Annotated in this window: 20 protein-coding genes; 8 read left to right on the forward strand and 12 right to left on the reverse strand. The window is 48.5% G+C overall.

Annotated elements, in window-relative coordinates:
• Nucleotides 1-4: 4 nt before the first annotated feature.
• From GV030_RS11860 to GV030_RS11910, 11 genes are all read right to left on the reverse strand, one after another.
• On the reverse strand, nt 5-580 hold the full coding sequence (locus GV030_RS11860; protein ID WP_159582525.1) for an RNA polymerase sigma-70 factor: 576 nt from the start codon (nt 578-580) through the stop codon (nt 5-7).
• 22 nt (nt 581-602) lie between these two features.
• The gene (locus GV030_RS11865; protein ID WP_159582526.1) at nt 603-1,553 is read right to left on the reverse strand and encodes an aldo/keto reductase; all 951 of its coding nucleotides are present in this window, start codon (nt 1,551-1,553) and stop codon (nt 603-605) included.
• Between the two features lie 99 nt (nt 1,554-1,652).
• A complete protein-coding gene (locus tag GV030_RS11870; protein ID WP_159582527.1) occupies nt 1,653-2,099 on the reverse strand; it encodes a DUF6265 family protein in 447 nt (148 codons plus the stop codon).
• 85 nt (nt 2,100-2,184) lie between these two features.
• Nucleotides 2,185-3,075, reverse strand: a complete 891-nt coding sequence (rfbD, locus tag GV030_RS11875; RefSeq protein WP_159582528.1) for a dTDP-4-dehydrorhamnose reductase — start codon at nt 3,073-3,075, stop codon at nt 2,185-2,187.
• Nucleotide 3,076: 1 nt separating this feature from the next.
• Nucleotides 3,077-3,919, reverse strand: coding sequence for a peptidylprolyl isomerase (locus GV030_RS11880; RefSeq protein WP_159582529.1), 843 nt, complete (start codon nt 3,917-3,919; stop codon nt 3,077-3,079).
• 35 nt (nt 3,920-3,954) lie between these two features.
• The gene (gene hemC, locus GV030_RS11885; protein ID WP_159582530.1) at nt 3,955-4,869 is read right to left on the reverse strand and encodes a hydroxymethylbilane synthase; all 915 of its coding nucleotides are present in this window, start codon (nt 4,867-4,869) and stop codon (nt 3,955-3,957) included.
• Nucleotides 4,869-5,771, reverse strand: coding sequence for a 30S ribosomal protein S6--L-glutamate ligase (gene rimK, locus GV030_RS11890; protein WP_159582531.1), 903 nt, complete (start codon nt 5,769-5,771; stop codon nt 4,869-4,871). The genes hemC and rimK overlap by 1 nt, the downstream gene beginning before the upstream one ends.
• Nucleotides 5,768-6,202 carry a RimK/LysX family protein gene (locus tag GV030_RS11895; protein ID WP_159582532.1) on the reverse strand — a complete coding sequence of 145 codons (435 nt, stop codon included), beginning with the start codon at nt 6,200-6,202 and terminating at the stop codon, nt 5,768-5,770. The genes rimK and GV030_RS11895 overlap by 4 nt, the downstream gene beginning before the upstream one ends.
• Nucleotides 6,202-7,326, reverse strand: a complete 1,125-nt coding sequence (locus GV030_RS11900) for a DNA polymerase III subunit delta (RefSeq protein WP_159582533.1) — start codon at nt 7,324-7,326, stop codon at nt 6,202-6,204. Before GV030_RS11900 ends, GV030_RS11895 begins: the two co-directional genes overlap by 1 nt.
• Nucleotides 7,327-7,332: 6 nt before the next feature.
• On the reverse strand, nt 7,333-8,520 hold the full coding sequence (locus GV030_RS11905) for a GlmU family protein (protein ID WP_159582534.1): 1,188 nt from the start codon (nt 8,518-8,520) through the stop codon (nt 7,333-7,335).
• Nucleotides 8,521-8,588: 68 nt separating this feature from the next.
• Nucleotides 8,589-8,837 (reverse strand): type B 50S ribosomal protein L31, encoded by a 249-nt coding sequence (locus GV030_RS11910; RefSeq protein WP_159582535.1) that lies wholly within the window; start codon nt 8,835-8,837, stop codon nt 8,589-8,591.
• A 91-nt stretch (nt 8,838-8,928) separates the two neighbouring features.
• Here GV030_RS11910 and GV030_RS11915 point away from each other — a divergent pair, with 91 nt between their 5' ends.
• The 5 genes from GV030_RS11915 (at nt 8,929) to GV030_RS11935 (ending at nt 14,869) form a co-directional block, all read left to right on the forward strand.
• A complete protein-coding gene (locus GV030_RS11915) occupies nt 8,929-10,584 on the forward strand; it encodes a hypothetical protein (protein ID WP_159582536.1) in 1,656 nt (551 codons plus the stop codon).
• Nucleotides 10,584-12,407, forward strand: a complete 1,824-nt coding sequence (locus tag GV030_RS11920) for an ABC transporter ATP-binding protein (RefSeq protein ID WP_159582537.1) — start codon at nt 10,584-10,586, stop codon at nt 12,405-12,407. The genes GV030_RS11915 and GV030_RS11920 overlap by 1 nt, the downstream gene beginning before the upstream one ends.
• 73 nt (nt 12,408-12,480) lie before the next feature.
• The gene (locus tag GV030_RS11925) at nt 12,481-12,849 is read left to right on the forward strand and encodes a hypothetical protein (RefSeq protein WP_159582538.1); all 369 of its coding nucleotides are present in this window, start codon (nt 12,481-12,483) and stop codon (nt 12,847-12,849) included.
• Nucleotides 12,850-12,913: 64 nt separating this feature from the next.
• The gene (locus GV030_RS11930; RefSeq protein WP_159582539.1) at nt 12,914-14,452 is read left to right on the forward strand and encodes a YifB family Mg chelatase-like AAA ATPase; all 1,539 of its coding nucleotides are present in this window, start codon (nt 12,914-12,916) and stop codon (nt 14,450-14,452) included.
• 90 nt (nt 14,453-14,542) lie between these two features.
• The gene (locus tag GV030_RS11935) at nt 14,543-14,869 is read left to right on the forward strand and encodes a YciI family protein (protein ID WP_159582540.1); all 327 of its coding nucleotides are present in this window, start codon (nt 14,543-14,545) and stop codon (nt 14,867-14,869) included.
• Nucleotides 14,870-14,911: 42 nt separating this feature from the next.
• Here GV030_RS11935 and GV030_RS11940 read toward each other — a convergent pair whose 3' ends face one another.
• Entirely contained in the window at nt 14,912-15,553 is a 642-nt protein-coding gene (locus GV030_RS11940) for a hypothetical protein (RefSeq protein ID WP_159582541.1), read from the reverse strand.
• A gap of 115 nt (nt 15,554-15,668) precedes the next feature.
• On the opposite strand from GV030_RS11940, the gene GV030_RS11945 reads away from it, so the two are divergent.
• Genes GV030_RS11945 through GV030_RS11955 form a run of 3 tightly spaced genes read left to right on the forward strand, consistent with a single transcriptional unit; the run spans nt 15,669 to nt 19,214 of the window.
• Nucleotides 15,669-17,051, forward strand: coding sequence for a neutral/alkaline non-lysosomal ceramidase N-terminal domain-containing protein (locus GV030_RS11945; RefSeq protein ID WP_159582542.1), 1,383 nt, complete (start codon nt 15,669-15,671; stop codon nt 17,049-17,051).
• Nucleotides 17,017-18,102 carry an alanine racemase gene (locus GV030_RS11950; protein WP_159582543.1) on the forward strand — a complete coding sequence of 362 codons (1,086 nt, stop codon included), beginning with the start codon at nt 17,017-17,019 and terminating at the stop codon, nt 18,100-18,102. The genes GV030_RS11945 and GV030_RS11950 overlap by 35 nt, the downstream gene beginning before the upstream one ends.
• Nucleotides 18,099-19,214, forward strand: coding sequence for a glycoside hydrolase family 3 protein (locus GV030_RS11955; protein WP_159582544.1), 1,116 nt, complete (start codon nt 18,099-18,101; stop codon nt 19,212-19,214). Before GV030_RS11950 ends, GV030_RS11955 begins: the two co-directional genes overlap by 4 nt.
• Nucleotides 19,215-19,224: the final 10 nt, after the last annotated feature.

The following is a 19,224-nucleotide window of genomic DNA, read 5'->3' on the forward strand; positions in this document are numbered from 1 at the left end:
CTGCTTATCTGACAATTAATTCAAAAATTACCCCCATGCCACTGCTACTCCAAATGATCAAATACAGATAATCGCCCAGCTCTTCGCGTAGGATTTTGAGAGCTTTTCCCATTTGATTCTCCACCGTCTTGAGGGAGAGGTTCAGTTGAGCTGCGATTTCTTTATACCGGAGGCCCTCAAACCGGTTGAGCTCGAAGACCTCACGACACCTGGCTGGGATTTTGTCCAGTGCTGTCCTGAGCTTCTCCTGCAATTCTTCCAGCTCGAGCGGGGTCTCATCGAAGGATGCCGGTGCAGTCGCCAGTTGATGAGTTTGATACTGGTTAACTATTTTTTGATGTTTGAGATGATTCAGGCAGGCATTTCGGACACAGCCATACAGGTAGGACTTCACAGAACTGGTGATTGTTATGGTTTCGGCTTTGATCCACACATTGGTCATTACTTCTTGCACCATTTCTTCGGCTTCATCCTGATCTTTTACATAATTGAAGGCGAATAGCACCAAGGGGGCATAATATTCCTCAAAGAGGTCCCTGAATGCTTTTTCTTCAGTTGGAATCTTTACCGTATTATGCATGGGGGTTAACAGTCATCGCTTGTTAGTATTCCCAGATGTCCGTGAGCTTGTATGGCGAGCCGTGGATGGTATATTCTTCCCCTTTGAAATACCGGTATTTGGTGAGTACGATGAGTGATCGAAGGTCTTCCCGGTCCACAGAGAAATTGATGGACTCAAGGTTTTCTTTGAGTCTGTCTGGGTTGGTGGATCGCGGGATTACGGCTGTCTTGCGCTTAATGCCATAAGCGAGGAGTGCTTGTGCTTCCGTGCAGCCCTGTTTTTGCGCAATTTCTGTAATGGCAGGCTCAGTAAGGAGAAAGGGCTCATTGTCCAGGGTCTGATTTTCAGGCCTGCCCGGAGAACCCAGCGGGGCATAGGCCACCATATGGATTTTATTACTCCTGCAATAGTCATAAAGTGTCTGCTGGGGGAGGTACGGGTGCAGTTCGCATTGATTAACCTCCGGAGGCATCATACAGTCCTCCAGTACCAGCTTGAGTTTTTCAATGTTGAAATTACTTACGCCGATGTGTTTGGCGAGCTCAGAATCCTGGCAGTCTTCCATCCCTGTCCAGGTATCTTCCAGGGGGGCTTCTTCTTCAGCCAGATAATCTTCCTCGGCTTGTGGGTACTCCACCCCTCTTTCGCTGGCCACCGGCCAGTGGATCAGGTATAGGTCCAGATAGTCCAGTTGTAATTCTGCCAGTGTTTTTTCACAGGCGGGCTCCACGTCGTTGTACCGATGGTCCGAATTCCAGAGTTTGGAGGTAACCCAGAGCTCTTCGCGGGTCACTTCTCCATCTGCCATGGCATCATGGAGTGCCTGACCTATTTCAGCCTGATTTTTATAGATAGGAGCGCAATCAAAATGTCGATACCCGATTTGGATGGCTTTCCGAATTACATCGTAAGCCTGATCGGCAGGGATACCGGCAGTTCCAAGCCCGATCATGGGCATTTCATCTCCATTGCTGAATTTCAAATATTTCACTGGCGATTGATTATGGCGTCTATCAAATTTAAGAAAGTTCGCAATACCTTCACGGTCTTTGCGCACTTTCTCAGCAATCGCCGCTACCCGCGCCGGATCTTATTGATTTCTCGTCATATTGAAAACTTCCGTTCTGGTCACGCCCTCATGCGTGAGTTTCAGAGAAATGACCATTTTATCGGGCCCGGTTTGTTCGTAAGTCAGCCCCTTCAAGATCACTTTACCAGGGGAGAATTCCACCTTTTCGAAAGAAACATATTCTTCACGGGTCTCCCACCCGGTAAAATCTTCATTGAAATGTCGGAGTTTCATGCCGGTGCTATCCAGTACCCAAAACTCATAAAAGCTGACTGTGCCGTCCTCCCCAAAATGGCGAAACATACCCATTATGGTTCCATCCTCGGCTGGGTCTGACCATACTTCTTCGAAGGTGCCACCAAATCCCGGGCCCGTCCAGGTACCGGTGAGCCAGGAGAAATTCGGAGTGCTTTGGCCATAGGCCAGAAAGGAGAGAAAGAAAAGGGAAGAAAAGAGTAGGTTTTTCATGAGCGTTTTCGGTTTAGACGAGTGGCGTTGCTTAAACTGGACAAAAGGTAAGAATTTTGAATCGAAAAGTGAGTATTATCAGCAGTCAGGAAAGCTGACTTTCGACAATGGCCAGACCTTCAGCAATTGATTTGGGACGAAAGCCCATGCCTTTTGCCTTTTCAATGATAAAGCCTGTTCTGGGTGGGCGCTTGCCGGGCTGGGTAAAAGTAGAGGCATCCACTGCACTGATCAGCGATCGGTCCAGCTGAAAGCAATCAGCCACCATGATGGCCAGAGAATAGGGAGAGACCATCTCTTCTCCGGAAAGGTGAAAGATTCCCTGATGTCGGTTTTTGGCTACTAACCAGCAACCGAAAGCCAAATCCTCGGCCAGCGTGGGCGTGCGCCACTGGTCATTCACAACCTGGATGGGTTTATGCTGTTCAAGGCTGTTTTTGACCCACAACACAATATTGGACCTGCTCGGGTCATGTGCCACACCATAGACCAGAACCGTCCGCACGATTGAAGCCTTCAAACCACTGTTCAAAACCAGCGATTCAGCTTCCAGCTTACTACGGCCATAGTGGCTGATGGGGTTGGGAAGGTCATTTTCCTCGTAAGGGCCATTTTCACCATCAAAGACGAAATCCGTAGAAACGTATAGGAAATAGGCGTTGACAGTTTTGGCAGCGGCCAGCAGGTATTCTGTGGCGTTCACGTTGGCTTGCCAGCACTGGTCTGGGTGGAGCTCACATTCATCCACCTGGGTCATGGCTCCACAATGAATGAGGACATCTGGCCGGGAGTCTCTGATGAGTTGATTGACTTCCTCTGGGTGGGTGAGGTCTGCTGATAAATAAGAATAGCTACCGGCGGGGTTTCTATTTGGTCCCCGCCCGGTAGCTATCGTGGTGATTTCATGCATGCCGGATAATAGACTCACGAGTTTCTGGCCCAGGAGTCCATTGGCACCGGTGATGAGCACGCGCATGTTATTTTTCTTTCGGGTATTCGTACCCGTATTTTTTGGTGATCTCTTTTTTGGGCACCATCTCCAGTTCTATGGTCAGATAGGTGTCTTTTTCGGGTTTGTCGCCACGGGCGGTTTTCACTGCGGCTATTTTGTCTATTACTTCCAGGCCTTCTACCACCCGACCGAAAATGGTGTATTCGTTGTCCAGGTGTGGTGCACCATCTGTGACCGTATAGGTGGCGACTGTTTCAGGGTCTACATCTCTGTCCATACTGATCCCCAATTCTTTGGACACATAGTCTTTGCAGTCCAGCGCAAGTTGATTCATTCCTTCGAAATCACCTTTTAGCTGCAGCTCTGTAAATAGCTGTCGGAGGCTATCATATTGATCGTCGCGAAGCATTTGGCTCACACCCTGGTTGAGTTTCATCTGATCGGTGGTGAGCTCCGCCTCAGAGTATTTACGACCATCCACGATGTAAAACTGCGAGCTGGAGGACATTTTCTTTGGGTTCACCTGGTCTCCTTGGCGAGCCGCTGCTATGGCCCCTTTGGTATGTTGGAAGCCTTTCACTATTTCAGCAGGAATCCGCTGGTCTTCGGTTTCTCTGATGCCCTCTTTGGTTTGTACGTCTCCTCCCTGAATCATAAAACCTTCGATGACCCGGTGCCAAATGGTGCTGTCATACCTTCCGGCTTTGGCGAGTTCAATAAAGTTTTTCTTGTGCAAGGGTGTCTCGTCGTAGAGAATGGCCTTCATATCGCCATATTCTGTATGAATGGTAATCAGGTAATCTTTGTTTTTGTCACAGGCAGAAAGTGCTATGGCCAGAACAACGAACGCCAGAAGTAATTTTTTCATAATCGGGAGTTTAGATCAGTTTCAAAGATAAAAAATCAAAGTTGTTTACGTATTTCCGCGAGAATTTTATCTCCTCCGGCTTTTAGGATTTCTTCGGCGAGCTGATTGCCCAGAGTCATGGGGTTGGCCCCGCGGAGGGTTTTCACAATTCTCTGACCGCCATCCAGACTTACAATGCCCCCTGAGATGACCAGTTCGTCACCTGCCCAGTTGGCCAGAGCAAATACGGGGATGCTACACCCGCCCTCCAGTCGTGCCAGATAAGCTCGTTCTGCCAACAACCGGCTTTCAGTTGGCTGATGGTTGAGGACAGATCGGATGGCTTCCTTTTTCTCCGCCGAAAGAGATGAATGGGCCTCTATGGCAATGCTGCCCTGACCCACTGCCGGTATAAATTCATCCTGAGACAGTTCATGCCTGATCATAGGGTCGTAACCCATTCTGTGCACTCCGGCATAGGCCAGCACAAGTCCATCACAGAGCCCTGCTCTCATTTTTTCCAGTCGGGTCTGGAGATTTCCCCGGACATCCACAGTTTGCACATTTGGATAAAAATGCCTGAAAAGGGCTACCCTGCGGGTGGAGGAGGTACCCAAAATGAGTTGCTCGTTCTTTAGGTCAATGGGTTTTTCGGAGACAATCACGTCGTTGATCTTTTCGCGCTCACTGAACGCGATGATCTCAAATCCTGCCGGCAATCGGGACTGCATGTCCTTCGCACTGTGTACAGCTATGTCCACTTCTCCTGATGCGAGCTGCTCTTCCAGCTCTTCTGTAAAAACACCCTTGCTCCCTATTTTGGCAATGGAGACATCCAGTACTTTGTCACCTTTGGTTTCTCGAAGTACCAGCTCTGTGGGGTGCCCGGCCTGCTGTAGTTGTCGGGCCACATATTCTGCCTGCCAGAGGGCAAGCTTACTTTTTCGGGTTCCTATCCTGATGATTTCCACTAGGCGTTTTTCTTTCTTCCGCGTTTGTTTTGATAGTTGCGCTCCACAAACTCTATGATTTTGCCGGCAATGTCCTTTTCTGTGGCGGTTTCAATTCCTTCCAGACCGGGAGAGCTATTCACTTCCAGAATAAGCGGTCCTCTATCAGACTGGAGCATATCTACTCCGGCTATGTGAAGCCCCATAGCAGCCGCAGCTTTGATGGCGGCGGCTTTTTCAGACCTTTTCAGTCGGATGAGCTCGGCTGACCCACCTCTGTGGAGGTTGGACCTGAATTCTCCTTCTTTGCCGGTGCGCTTCATGGCCCCTACAACCTCCCCATCTACGATAAATGCCCGGATATCCGAAGCTTTGGCTTCTTTGATAAATTCCTGAACGATAATACGAGCTTTGAGACCATGAAAGGCCTCAATCACTGACTTGGCGGCTTTGATGGTTTCGGCCAGTACCACACCAAGACCCTGCGTGCCTTCCAGCAACTTGACGATGAGAGGCGCTCCTCCCAGGTTTTGGATGATTTGTTTCTCTTCTTTGGAGTAGTTGGTAAAGGCGGTCTTTGGCAGATCTAACCCCGCCGCAGCGAGCATTTGCAGGCTCCGGAGTTTGTCTCTAGAGCGCGTGATCGCTATCGACCGGTTCGCACTGAAGACATCCATCATTTCGAACTGACGGAGCACGGCGGTTCCGTAAAAGGTGACTGACGCTCCAATTCGGGGGATGACGGCATCATAATCGGTGAGCTTCTGCCCCTGATAATACATGGCCAGTGCATTTTGCTCGATCATGATGTCACACTGCAAATGGTCGATGACGTGTACTTCGTGACCTCTTTCTTCTCCAGCTTCCTTCAGTCTGCGGGTGGAATACAGATCCGATTTTCTGGAAAGTATCGCTAATTTCATTTTTGAGTTTTCTTTAAGTCAAAGGAAAGGTTTTTTTCGGATACATCTACGAGAAAGCGACCTTTCAAAAGCTTTCTTCCGAGTAGTACGGGGTTTTTCATGCGGCTCCTGTCGGTGAGTGAAAACTGCGCAGGATAGGCCTTGCCGAAAAGAACAATTTTTGTTTTGATTACATATCTCAGCTGAGCTACTCCGTTGGAGCTTCTGATCTTCTTTTGTGTATAGTCTGTGGTTTCGAACCGCTTGCTGATGGTGGTGCCATCCTGATCAATGGATACATGAAAACTAAGCACACCCTCTTTCACCGAAATTTTTTTACAATGAATAGAGGAAGTAAATGCTCCGGTATCAATTTTGGCTTTTACCCCTTCAATTCCAAGATCAGGAAAATCCACTATATCCGCTCTTCCAATGGTTTTTTTTGTTTTCACTAGGACCTAAGCAGTTTACTGCATTGCAATGAAAGGTTCATATACGTAATGCGCGGACTTGCGTTTCTCTGCAAATGGTTGAGGCTGTTGCTAATGTTTATATAGATGTTTTCTAAAACTTCTAGCGTGGCAAAGCCTCCAAATTTTTTAATGAACTCCCCTTCGGCTCCCTCGCGCTGGAGGAGCTGGTCATTGTCGGCTTTGGATAGGATGGCATCTCTGATCAGCGCGATGGCAAACTCCAGCTGATTTCGCTGCTGAGGCTTGGAGCTTTGCAGAAACGATTCCGTATTTTGGACCATGGCTGTGTAGTCTCCTTTCAGACAGATTTGCATCCAGTTTCTGAATGATTCGTAGGCGATGGAGCCGGCGTGCTCCAGCTCATAGAAAGCCTTGCCCATACTGCCGGATGCCAGGCGGGCGATCTTCTCGGCCACCTGCGGGTCTGCTCCACGCTGGCTGATGAGGTGCTCAGCAATGACTGACTCCTGAAAAGGGGCTACATTAAAAATCTGCGTTCGGGATTTGATGGTGGCGAGCAATGTATCGTAAGCGTAGCTCACCAGTAGATAGATCGTTTGGGTGGGAGGCTCTTCCAGTACCTTCAGGATGCCATTGGCAGCTGCCGGGTGCATGTATTCCGGATACCAGATGATCAGGATCTTAAAGTCCCCCTCAAAAGACTTCATGCTCACTGTCTTGATGATATTGCGGCTGTCTTCTTTAGAAATGAGGACGTTTTTATTCTCATACCCATTATAGGTGACCCAGTCCTCAATGTCCCCGTAGGGTTGCTCGTGTGCAAAGGTTCGCCATTTTTTCAGGGTGTCGCTTTGCAGTTTGTCATATTCTGTGGCCTTGGATGCCGAAGGTTTGGGGTAGATATAATGAACATCCGGGTGAATCAGCCGCTCCATTTTGTGGCAGTTGGGACATGCCCCACAGGCATCCTGCTCCTGCTTATTTTCACATAGGAGGTAGGAAGCAAAGGCCAATGCCATGGAGAGGCCACCGCCGCCCACCGGACCATTGAAAAGCTGGGCGTGCGCAATGTGATTGTTTTTGTAGGAGGCCACGAGTGACTCTTTCAAACTTTCCAAACCCGGGATATCCGCAAACCGCATATGCAATTAATTTTTTTCCCAAACCCGATACTGAGCAGAGGCCTCAAAGATATGATTTAGGATGTTTTTATCCTGTTCGGTTAGTTCTAAATTTCTTCTTTTCATTACCACTTGCGCAGTGATGAAAGCTTTGCGTGGCTGGTGGGTCACAAAACCTTTTGCTCCGCCCCAGGAGAAAGAAGGGATGATGTTACGCGGGAACCCCTCACCAAAAATGTTGGCCGCTACACCTACTGTAGTGCCGGTGTTGAATAGGGTGCCAATGGCCGTTTTACTGTGGTCACCCATGATCAACCCACAAAACTGGAGGTCAGTGTGAACGAACCGCCCGGAGGCAAAGTCCCACATGCGCACAGGATCATAGTTATTTTTGAGGTTGGAGTTGTTGGTGGCAGCTCCCAGATTACACCACTCACCCAGCACGGAGTTGCCAAGAAAGCCGTCATGCCCTTTATTGCTTCGGCCCCAGAAGACGCTGTTGGAAATTTCACCGCCCATTTTGCACTGGGGTCCGGCGGAGGTATCCCCCCGCAGTTTGCTGCCCATGGCCACTATGCTGCCTTCCCCCATTCCAAAAGGTCCCCGAATGATAGCCCCTTCCTGTACCTCACTGTTTCGACCCAGGTAAATAGGGCCATTTTCTGCATTGAGAATAGCCGCTCGGACCTGGGCACCTTCCTCCAGAAAGATATCTGACCCGTAAGTCATGGTATGCGCATCTGTGATGGGCTGGCTCGTTCTTCCTTTGGTGATGAGTTCAAAATCTTTTCTGATCTCTGCTCCATTGAGCTGAAAGATGTGCCAGGTATAGGAAATCTGGTCATAAGATTCCTCAAAGGAAACCGGCTGATAGTCGGTATGTAAAAGGGGATTGTGTTTGCCCCGAGCTGCAAGGGGGTGCTCTCCGTGCCGGAGCACCTGGCCAGGTTTCAATGTTTTGACGGCTTGTATGAGGGAGTCATCGGGCAAAAGGCCGTTAACAATCCAGAGGGTATTCTCCTCAGCGGTCAGCGTGGTAAATTTCTCTTGAAGATAGGGGAGGGTTTCAAACCCAAAGGGTGCAGCATCGAGTCTTCTGGCCCATTTTTCAGCGATGGTAAGGATTCCCACGCGCAAATCAGCGATGGGTCGGGTATAGGTAAGAGGAAGAAGCTGCTGATGGGCTTCCGGGTGCTCAGCAAAAAGTATGCTCATAGGGGCAAAAATAAAAAAGTCTTCAGGACAAATGCCCGAAGACTTCAATTACTTATGTCTATAAGAAATTACTTGCTTTTCTTGTACTTCTTATTGAATTTCTCAACTCTACCGGCAGTATCCAAGAAGATTTTCTTACCTGTGTAAAACGGGTGAGAAGCAGAACTAACCTCTATCTTCACCAATGGGTATTCGTTTCCGTCTTCCCATTTGATGGTTTCGTTACTAGTCATTGTAGACCTTGTGATGAATTTGAATTCACTAGTGGTATCTAAAAAGACTACTTCTTTGTATTCTGGATGGATGTCCTTTTTCATAATTCTTTTCTGATGCTTTTCTTAAAAAGGATTGCAAAGATAGAGTAAATTCCACGAGAATCAAAAGCTACTTTTTTAATATTTTTACCACGTGAGATATACCATTTCTGTTTTACTAACCCTGAGCATCAGTTACTTAGGTGCCCAGAGTACCGATATCCCCTTAAATGCACCTGCCTATCACATATTGGACGAGTGGGATGTGAAGGCTGAAAAGAGCGTTTTCACCACATTAAAGCCCATTTCGAGGAGATATTTTGCGGAGAGCATTGAAGCAGGAGCCGCGGGGAGTTCCCGTGCGGATGTTTGGGATAAAGCATATCTGGAGCGGGAGACCAGAGCATATCAAGACAGTGTTGAAGAAAACGAAAAGCCCCTTTTTGGTCGCTTTTTCCAATACCCGGCGGATGTCTTCTCGGTTGGTCAGGAGGATTTTGATCTGCATGTAAACCCCGTGATAGTCTTGGGATTGGGGAGAGAGACCGATTCTCGCTTTGATAAGCCGATTTTTGAGAACTATCGTGGACTGGAACTCAGAGGGAGAGTCGACAACAAAGTAAGCTTTTACACTTTGCTCACAGAAAACCAGGCCCGGTATCCAAACTATGTACAGCAGGTGACTGACTCTACGCTGGCGGTACCCTATGAAGGGTTTTGGAAGGCATATAACAATACAGGAGTGGATTTTTTGAGGGCTCAGGCTTATATAGACTTTAATGTATCGAAGCACATAAGCGCCCAGTTTGGATACGGAAAGCACTTCATAGGGGATGGTCGCAGATCGCTCATTCTCTCAGATGTGGGCAACAACTATCCATACCTGAGAATTAACACCCGAGTGTGGAAGGTCCAATACACCAATATTTTTGCGCAGCTCATAGGGGAGACCACTGGCGGTACTTATGGGCTGGATGGGATTGGCTCTTTTTCGAAAAAACACCTGGCCAGCCACCATCTGAGCATCAATGCCGCACCCAACCTCACGGTGGGACTTTTCGAGTCGGTCATTTATGGGGACTCATCCGGCACACTAAAATTAGACTATCTAAACCCGCTCATATTCTACAGGGCTCTGGAACAGCAGGATGGTAGCTCAGACAATGTGCTATTGGGGCTGGATTTTAAATGGAACCTTTGGCAGTGCATCTCATTGTATGGCCAGCTTGTGGTGGACGAACTCATCCTTGGTGAAGCTTTCAGCAAAAGTGGCTGGTGGGGCAACAAGCAGGGTTTTCAACTTGGGGCCAAGTATTTTGATGTTTTTGGGATAGAAGACCTCAATGGGCAGGTGGAGCTCAACCGTGTGAGGCCGTATGTATATGGTCACGAGACCAACTTTACTTCGTACAGTCATTATAACATGGCTCTGGCGCATCCCTTGGGCGCCAATTTTCAGGAGGTGTTATTCTCTCTGAACTTTCGCCCTTTGCCAAAACTTAAAGTGCAGGGAGACCTGCTCACTGCGCGGTATGGCGATGATCAGGGAAACCTGAATTATGGAAGAGATGTCCTGAAGACTTACCTCCCTGCCAGCAGACCGGGTGATTATGACAACCAGATGTACCAGGGCGTAGATACCAGACTATTAATGGGGCAGGCCAAAGTTTCGTACCAGATCTATCACAACATGCTGTTGGACCTGGACCTTATCTGGCGCAGAGAGACTTCAGATATGGATAAGCAGGAGACTACCATAGTGGCCACCACCTTTAGGTGGAATTTCCCGTCTAGAAGTTACCTTTTCTAATGCGTATTTTCTGGAGAATACTGGGTTATGCGCGTCCGTTGGGGCTGGTGGTACCGCAATATCTGGTGCTGATCTCACTGGCTACGGTATTCAGTGTGATCAACCTCACCGCGCTCATTCCTTTATTGCAGGTTCTTTTTAACGAAGTGGAGAGCGGCCAGATGGTGGTCCAGCCATCGTTTTCCTGGACCATTGGTTACCTCAAAAATCTATTCTATTATCACCTCCATGAAACTGTAGCCACCAGTGGCAGGTTTTCAGCTCTTTATTACATTTGTTTACTCATGGTGGCTTCGGTATTGCTGGCCAACCTTTTTCGGTACCTGTCCCAACTTATTCTGGCCAGGGTGAGAGTAAGGGTGATTCAAAACCTGAGAAATGCAGCCTTTTTGGCCATCACCAATTCGGATGTGGGCTTTTTCTCGTCACGAAAAAAAGGAGATCTTATTTCAAGGGTTAGTTCGGATGTGCAGGAGGTGGAGCAGTCTGCGGTCAGCGCACTCAAAATCATGGTCAAAGAGCCCTTCCTCATCATTGGCTATTTCGCAGTACTTTTTACTATTTCAGCCGAACTTACCCTATATACCCTCACACTGGTGCCTCTGGCCGGAATGGCCGTATCGGTAGTCGCCCGTAGAATTCGCAAATGGGCCAGGCAAACGCAGGAGTCTTTGGGTCAGATGAATAGTACGCTGGACGAAACCATCACCGGAATTAGAATTATTAAGGCGCTTGCTGTCCAGTCATACATCCGCCAACGATTTGTCAAAGAAGTGAAAGCATATGCAGCCCAGTCTTTCAATATCTCTAAGAAGGCTAACCTGGCCTCTCCCATATCAGAGGTGATGGGCGTAGCAGTGCTCAGTGTGGTGTTGATCATCGGGGGAAAGATGGTGCTTTCACCTGTACCGGAGTTGAGCCCTGCAGAGTTCATTGGGTTTTTGGTTATTTTCTCACAAGTGCTTGTTCCTGCAAAAGCCATTTCGGTTGTTTTCAGTGAGATCAACAGAGGCATTATTTCAGCAAGCCGTGTCTTTGATCTGGTGGATAGTCGTCCGGAGATTATAGAATCCAATGACACCCGCCCGATCCTCACGCTCGATCGTGACATTGTTTTTGAGGGCGTGAGTTTTGCTTATGAAGAGCAAGAAGTCATTACACAGCTAAACATGACCATCCCAAAAGGCAAAATCGTTGCATTGGTGGGCCCTTCAGGCGGAGGTAAATCCACCATAGCGGATCTTTTGTGCCGGTTTTATGACCCTACTCATGGCAGTATCACAGTAGATGGCGTGGACCTGAGATCACTTGCACTGAACCAGTGGAGAGGATTAATCGGGCTGGTTTCACAACAGCCGCTTCTTTTCCATGACACCATTGCCAATAACATCACGTTTGGTCGGAAGGAAGTCTCCTTCGCCCAAATCCAAAAAGCTGCGAAAGCTGCCAACGCAGATGCATTTATTGAAAAACTCCCACAGGGGTATGAGACCATCATAGGAGAAATGGGCAATAAGCTCTCGGGTGGAGAAAGACAGCGGCTGACCATAGCCCGGGCCATCCTGCAAGACCCACCGATACTTATTTTGGATGAAGCCACCTCATCATTGGATGCCCAATCTGAAGAGCAGGTGCAGCAAGCTTTGTTTACGTTGATGAAAGATCGTACCACGCTGGTGATTGCTCATAGACTAAGCACCATTCAACATGCTGACGAGATTCTCGTTATTAACAAAGGGCGGATCACGGAACGAGGAACTCATGATCAGTTGAGGGCGACATCCGGTCTATACCAACAACTCACCCAACTGCAGTCTTTTTGACCCATTTCAACGAATTGACCGTGGGGGGTAACGGATTATTTATCTAATTTTCAGGTACACTCTAAGAAACCAGATGAGAAAGTTCAAGTTGTTTTTTTACCCCGTCTATTTGATCGCCATTTTTTTGGTGCTTTACTTCAGTATGGACATCCTGGCCCATATGGATAATTATAAGGAAAAGATTGATATGACTTTTGCCCTTAGAAAACTTCCGGTCTACCTGATGAGCGCATTTATCCTACTGGGGGTATTGATGCTTGTGGAACTGATTGCTGAAAATGTGCAGATACTAGACCTGAAAAGCAGGGTGAAAAAAGCCGAAGAAGAGGTGTTGAAATACAAGGCTAAACTGTATGATCAATCACAGGAAGCGGGTGATGACGAAGAAGAAAGTGAGTCATTCAAAATAGACCTGGGTGATGACGATGATGATGATGTCTGATTTGAATCATTAAAAAGGAAAGTGCCTCTTGCACAGTTAATCGAGAATACGGTATATTAGAACCATGCTCGCAAAGACGTATGGAAGTGCCGTATATGGCGTCAATGCCTACACCATTACTATAGAAGTGAACGTTGGACAGGGAACCCGATTTTATATGGTGGGTCTCCCGGACTCTGCCGTGAAGGAGAGTGAACAACGTGTAGAATCCTCCATCAAATACCATGGCTATCGCATGCCCCGTCAAAAGGTGGTGGTGAACCTGGCTCCTGCGGATATCAAAAAAGAGGGTTCCGCTTATGATCTGCCTATTGCGCTGGGAATTTTACAGGGTTCGGAGCAGGTCACCTTCCCCGATCTGGAAAAGTACGTGATCATGGGAGAGCTATCACTGGATGGTATGCTTCGTCCCATCAAAGGGGCGCTTCCCATTGCCATTGAGGCTCGAAAAAAAGGATTCAAGGGATTTATTTTACCCAAAGAAAATGCTTCTGAGGCGGCCATCGTGGACGACATAGAGGTAATAGGTGTTGAGACCATCAAGGAAGCCATTGAGCACCTGGATGGCACCGCGCCAATAGAGCCACTGCATCATGACACCCGCGACGTTTTCTTTTATGACCTGGATCAGGTGGATGCAGACTTTGCAGACGTGCAAGGTCAGGAAAACATCAAGCGGGCCATGGAAATAGCGGCTGCCGGAGGACACAATGTCATCATGATCGGGCCTCCCGGCGCAGGCAAGACCATGCTGGCGAAAAGACTCTCCTCCATTTTGCCGCCTTTGTCGCTACATGAAGCCCTGGAGACCACCAAGATTCATTCTGTAGCCGGAAAGCTGGGTGGCAATGGCAAGCTGATTGCCAATCGACCCTTTCGCTCACCTCACCACACCATTTCTGATGTGGCACTGGTAGGCGGTGGAGGTATTCCGCAGCCAGGGGAGATTTCTCTGGCCAATAATGGCGTACTTTTTCTCGATGAACTTCCCGAATTTAAAAGAACCGCACTCGAGGTGATGCGTCAGCCGCTGGAAGAGCGACGGGTGACCATTTCCAGAGCCAAGATTTCCATTGACTACCCGGCCAACTTCATGCTGGTGGCCAGTATGAATCCATGCCCATGCGGGTATTATAATCATCCGGAAAAAGAATGTGTGTGTGGACCAGGTGTGGTGCAGCGCTATCTCAATAAGGTAAGCGGACCCCTGCTGGATCGCATCGACCTGCATGTGGAGGTCACTCCGGTTTCTTTTGATCAAATGACCGCCGACCGAAAAGCGGAATCCAGCCTGGAGATCAGGGCCCGGGTGATCAGGGCTCGAGAGATTCAAAAAGACAGATTTAAGGACTCGCCAGAAGTTTTCAACAATGCCATGATGGGCTCCAGCACCACCAAGGAGCTTTGCAAAATCAATGAGGGCGGAAAAGTGCTGCTGAAAACGGCGATGGAGAAACTCGGGCTCTCCGCCCGGGCCTATGACCGGATTCTGAAAGTGTCCCGAACCATTGCCGACCTGGCAGCCAGCGAAGACATCAAGATAGAGCACCTGGCAGAAGCCATTCAGTACCGCAGCCTGGACCGGGAGGGTTGGGCCGGGTAGAGCAGGTTATTTTTTATGGAGCTTGTCCATTCCTCACTTCCTCATTCGTCTTAAGGTCAGAAATCATAGAAACCTTAAAATTTGAATGACATGAAAAAGTTCTTAGTAATCTATCACGCATCGGCTGAAGCAATGGCTGCAATGTCACAGGCGACACCCGAGCAAAGAGGGGAAGCGATGAAACCCTGGATGGCCTGGAAAGAAGCCCTGGGAGATAAAATGCTCGACCTGGGGGCACCCCTTTCAGGGGGAGTGAAAATCAAGCCTAATGGATCAACAGAGGCTTCAAAAAAGGAAGTGACGGGCTATTCCATGATTCAGGCAAAGGACCTGGCGGCGGCTCAATTGCTTTTGGCGGGACACCCGCACCTGCAGAGTGGTTGCGACATTGAGCTCCACGAAGCAATGGCTATGTAAACAACCAGAAAACAGTCCATGGCATTGATCCCGTGGACTGTTTTAACTCTGCGTCTGATAGTTTTTCACCCCTTTGTAAAACAGCCAGTACATCGCCAGCATCAAAAAGTGGGCAATATCATCGCGCGTAAACCACGATGGGTGGATATCCAGGCCAGCCACTTTCACACCTGCCATCACAAAAAGAAAGGCCATTCCCTGTAGAAAATACTTATAGTTCGTTGCACCGGCTTTCATGCGCTGATAGGAAAGTACTCCCACAAAGACAAAAAATCCGGCGGTATGCACCATTACCCATTTGAATGAAAAGTCCAGGATCAGCAGGATCAATGTGGCGAAAAACTTGCTACGGATAACGTTGATGAGCATTTGCCTTTTTTTGCTATCAGAGACATCCAAAGTCATGGCATACTCCGCCGCTACCCCTCCCAAAATGGCGATTGACCATCCTGGGATTTTACCGGGCATGTCCACATATTCAAAGAGCAGGTGAGAAAACCCACCGAAAACAAGCGAAATCGAATAGGCCAGGAAAAACCACGACCAGTATTTTTTGAAGGGCTCTTCTGATCCCTTGAGGCGGGTATAAAGTATTCCGCAAAGGGAAGCCAGAACCCAATTCATTAGCGTGCTGAGCGGCTCCAGGAGCGTGAGACCAAAGAGCTCAAATGTGACCTTTTCCAATAGCTTTTATTGTTGGTGAGAAATTGGTTAAAACGTTTGGAGAGGCGAAACTAAATAAGTTAGTCCTAAGATATTCCTTAAATTGGCCATTACTTCCTGAAGCTAATATTGGTTCATGATCCGGATGACCCTCAAACTATTCGCAATTTTACTCGTGCTGATTGGCGCTTTGGCCATTGCCACCCTGACTGTGGTGGATAGAAACCATTATGAGAAGAGGCCTTTTTATCGGGAAATGGACCTCAGGCTGGACTCTCTCGCCGAGGCTTTTGCCCTTCAGCCAAATCAGGATTCTTTGCACATTGGTTGGTCCAGGGTAAATATCACCCCAACAGAAAAAGTCCCCCTAGCGGGATATGGAGCTCGCGACCCCAAGGAAATGACGGGAATTCATGATTCGAGTTTTGTCCGTACGGTGGTCTTTCAGAAGGGGTCTCAAAAAGTAGCAGTGGTCACGGCTGATCTGCTCATTATTCATCCGGAACTATCGAGAGCTGTGTGGAGAGGCCTACCCGCGGGCTGGTCATCTGATCAAATCTATTTCACGGCATCACACACCCATTCTGGTCAGGGCGGGTGGGCTCCCGGGACGGTGGGGCGTTTATTTGCCGGAGATTTTGATGCCTCCCGGGTGGATTTTCTCACTTCCAAAATCCTCCAATCCATTCAGGAAGCGAGTGATGCTCTTGAGCCTGGTGAAATAGCGGTGGGTGAGCTGGCAGTAGATGATCTGGTGAAGAACAGGCTGGCCAAAGACAAAGGAATTGAGGATCCCTGGATGAAAGTGATACAGCTTCGCAAAGGGGTGGCCAAAGGGTTTCTCGTCTTTTATAGCGCTCATGCCACCTGCTTTGGTTCGGATTTCAACCAGCTGTCTGGAGATTTTCCGGCCAGGTTCAACCTCCTGATGGAGGCTGACAGTGCCATCACCTTCTCTGCATATGGCGCCAGTGCCGTGGGGAGTATGGGTCCGGATGTGCCTGGAGCCCACCCAGCAGGCAATGTTGAAAAAATAGCTGAAGAACTGAGGCAGCAGGCCGTACTCTTCAGCCTTCTTGGCGCGGGGCACAGGCAGGTGTCTGCCCTCACGTCGTTTCGACTGAGCGTACCCTTACCGGATCCGGCCTTCAAAATATCAAAACACCTGGCCTTGAGGCCTTACTTGTTCAAATGGGCCTTTGGCAACTACCCCCATTATGTGTCGGTGATGGTTTTGGGTGAAACGCTCCTTATCGGAATGCCTTGTGATTTTTCTGGCGAGCTGGCGGTGCCCCTTTATGAGAAAGCGAGGGCCCTGGGTTACCAGCTTGTTATTACCTCATTCAACGGCGACTATGCCGGCTATGTAATCAAAGATGAATGGTATGATCTTCCCAAATATGAAGCCCGTACCATGAGCTGGTATGGCCCGTATGCCGGTCAGTACTTTACGGAGATAATCAATCGAATAATTAGTACCATAGATGAAAATAACCAAACCAACACTCCTGATAGATGAGACCAAAGTCAGGAAGAACATCCGGATAATGGCCGAAAAGGCCCGTAAAAGTGATGCGATCCTGCGCCCTCATTTTAAAACACATCAATCAGCCACCATAGGCCGCTGGTTTGCTGAGGAGGGGATCACATGCGCTACCGTTTCTTCGGTGGATATGGCCAGGTATTTTGCGGATGCAGGGTGGAAAGACCTCACCATTGCTTTCCCTTATAACCCGTTGGAGGCAGAAGCCATACAAAAGCTGGCCAGTGAAATTCGGCTGAATGTTTTGATCGTATCGAAAGAGGCTCTGGAGCACCTGAACAATCATGTGGATGCTCCTGTGGGGTATTTCATCAAACTGGATGTGGGTACCCATCGGACAGGGGTGATGCCGGATAATTTTACGGAGATCCAGGCCATGGCAAAAAGCAATCAACCACACCATGTACTGAAAGGGTTGCTGGCTCATGCGGGACATACCTATCAACCATTGACCCGGGAGGAAGCCAGTAAGATCTACCATCAATCATTGGCTGCTTTTGACCAGGTGAGCCGGGCCATCGGCAGGAAAGATTTGATTTATTCGTATGGAGATACTCCATCTTGCTCGCTCGTGGATGACTTCTCCGCAGTGCAGGAGCTTCGTCCGGGCAATTTCGCATTTTATGATGTCATGCAGCATCATTTTGGATCCTGCGCATTGGAGGACATAGCTGTATGTATGGCCTGCCCGGTAGTATCCATTCATCCAGACCGGGGGGAGGTGGTCGTGTATGGAGGAGGTGTTCATTTTTCCAAGGATTTCATTCAAGTGAGTGATCGGAGGGTATTTGGTACCGTGGTTTCTACGGATGGCATGGGTTGGGAAACCACGCCGCTGGCTACCGTGGATCGGCTTTCGCAGGAGCATGGGATCATTCGGGGGTCGTCTGATTTTATTAATTCGGTCAGAATTGGGGATCTGGTAGGGATTTTGCCTGTACACAGCTGTATGGCCGCTGACCTTCAGGGTTACTATGTATCTTTGGCCGGCCAGCGAATAGAAAAATTAAACAAAGCTACTTTATGAGAAAAGCGTTGATTGTCGGAATGCTCCTCTTTGGCGCATCCCAAAACCTCAGTGCGCAAGAGAATTTACCTGTTACAGACTCTCTGGACCTGATGATCGGGCAGATGATTCTGACGGGATTGGGCGATTTTAACAAGCTGGACAAGCGAGCACCGGTTTTTGAGGCGATCAGAACAGGAAAAGTGGGGGGAGTGATTCTTTTTGAAAAAAACCTGAACAGTATAAATACGGAGGAGAATATACAGGAAATCCTCAGCTATGCGCAGGCCCAGACAGAGATACCTTTGTTGGTGAGCATAGATGAGGAAGGAGGAAGGGTAAACAGGCTCAAAACCAAATATGGTTTTCCGAGGACGGTGACGGCCCAGTACCTGGGTAATCTTGACCATCCGGATTCCACAAGTTTCTATGCCAGACAAACCGCTTCTATTTTGTATCAATTGGGTATCAACATGAATTTCGCGCCATCTGTTGATGTGAATGTTAACCCCTCTAATCCGGTTATTGGCAAAATTGGCCGGTCTTATTCTCAGGATCCGGCACTGGTGGCCAGACATGCACAGCTGGTGGTGGAAGCACATGATCTTTTTGGAATAGCTACAGTGCTTAAGCATTTCCCCGGCCATGGCAGCTCACGAGACGATTCACACCTCGGTCTGGCGGATGTCTCGGATACCTGGCGGTTTGAGGAATTATTGCCCTATAAAGCCTTATTGGACTCCGGGAAAGTACGCGCGGTGATGACCGCCCACATTGTGAATGAGGTCCTGGACGACCGAAAACTTCCAGCCACCCTGTCTGACAAAGTGATATCGGATGTGCTCAGGGGATTTTTGGAATATGAAGGTGTGGTCATCTCAGACGACATGCAGATGCGTGCCATCAGTGCTCAGTACGGACTGGAAGAAGCCATCAAAATGGCTATCAATGCAGGTGTGGACATACTCTTATTCGCCAATAATGTCCCCGATTATGACCTGGTGACAGCAGAGCAAATTCACGCTATTATTAAGAAATTCGTTAAAAATGGAGATATTAGTGAGGAGCAAATTGCCAAATCATACAAGCGAATTATGATTTTGAAAGCAGAAATGGGGCTTAGTAAGCACTAAAACAGATATA

Origin of the sequence: Marinoscillum sp. 108, assembly GCF_902506655.1 — a bacterium.
Lineage (GTDB): Bacteria > Bacteroidota > Bacteroidia > Cytophagales > Cyclobacteriaceae > Marinoscillum > Marinoscillum luteum.

Bases quoted from the DNA above. Each gene is read 5' to 3' on its own strand.
- GV030_RS11910 (WP_159582535.1), bottom strand. From the start codon at position 8,837: ATGAAAAAGGACATCCATCCAGAATACAAAGAAGTAGTCTTTTTAGAT.
- GV030_RS11900 (WP_159582533.1), bottom strand. From the start codon at position 7,326: ATGCGGTTTGCGGATATCCCGGGTTTGGAAAGTTTGAAAGAGTCACTC.
- GV030_RS11905 (WP_159582534.1), bottom strand. From the start codon at position 8,520: ATGAGCATACTTTTTGCTGAGCACCCGGAAGCCCATCAGCAGCTTCTT.
- GV030_RS11950 (WP_159582543.1), top strand. From the start codon at position 17,017: ATGAAAATAACCAAACCAACACTCCTGATAGATGAGACCAAAGTCAGG.
- GV030_RS11935 (WP_159582540.1), top strand. From the start codon at position 14,543: ATGAAAAAGTTCTTAGTAATCTATCACGCATCGGCTGAAGCAATGGCT.
- GV030_RS11860 (WP_159582525.1), bottom strand. From the start codon at position 580: ATGCATAATACGGTAAAGATTCCAACTGAAGAAAAAGCATTCAGGGAC.
- GV030_RS11945 (WP_159582542.1), top strand. From the start codon at position 15,669: ATGATCCGGATGACCCTCAAACTATTCGCAATTTTACTCGTGCTGATT.
- GV030_RS11880 (WP_159582529.1), bottom strand. From the start codon at position 3,919: ATGAAAAAATTACTTCTGGCGTTCGTTGTTCTGGCCATAGCACTTTCT.
- rfbD (WP_159582528.1), bottom strand. From the start codon at position 3,075: ATGCGCGTGCTCATCACCGGTGCCAATGGACTCCTGGGCCAGAAACTC.
- rimK (WP_159582531.1), bottom strand. From the start codon at position 5,771: ATGAAATTAGCGATACTTTCCAGAAAATCGGATCTGTATTCCACCCGC.
- GV030_RS11930 (WP_159582539.1), top strand. From the start codon at position 12,914: ATGCTCGCAAAGACGTATGGAAGTGCCGTATATGGCGTCAATGCCTAC.
- GV030_RS11955 (WP_159582544.1), top strand. From the start codon at position 18,099: ATGAGAAAAGCGTTGATTGTCGGAATGCTCCTCTTTGGCGCATCCCAA.
- GV030_RS11870 (WP_159582527.1), bottom strand. From the start codon at position 2,099: ATGAAAAACCTACTCTTTTCTTCCCTTTTCTTTCTCTCCTTTCTGGCC.
- GV030_RS11925 (WP_159582538.1), top strand. From the start codon at position 12,481: ATGAGAAAGTTCAAGTTGTTTTTTTACCCCGTCTATTTGATCGCCATT.
- GV030_RS11920 (WP_159582537.1), top strand. From the start codon at position 10,584: ATGCGTATTTTCTGGAGAATACTGGGTTATGCGCGTCCGTTGGGGCTG.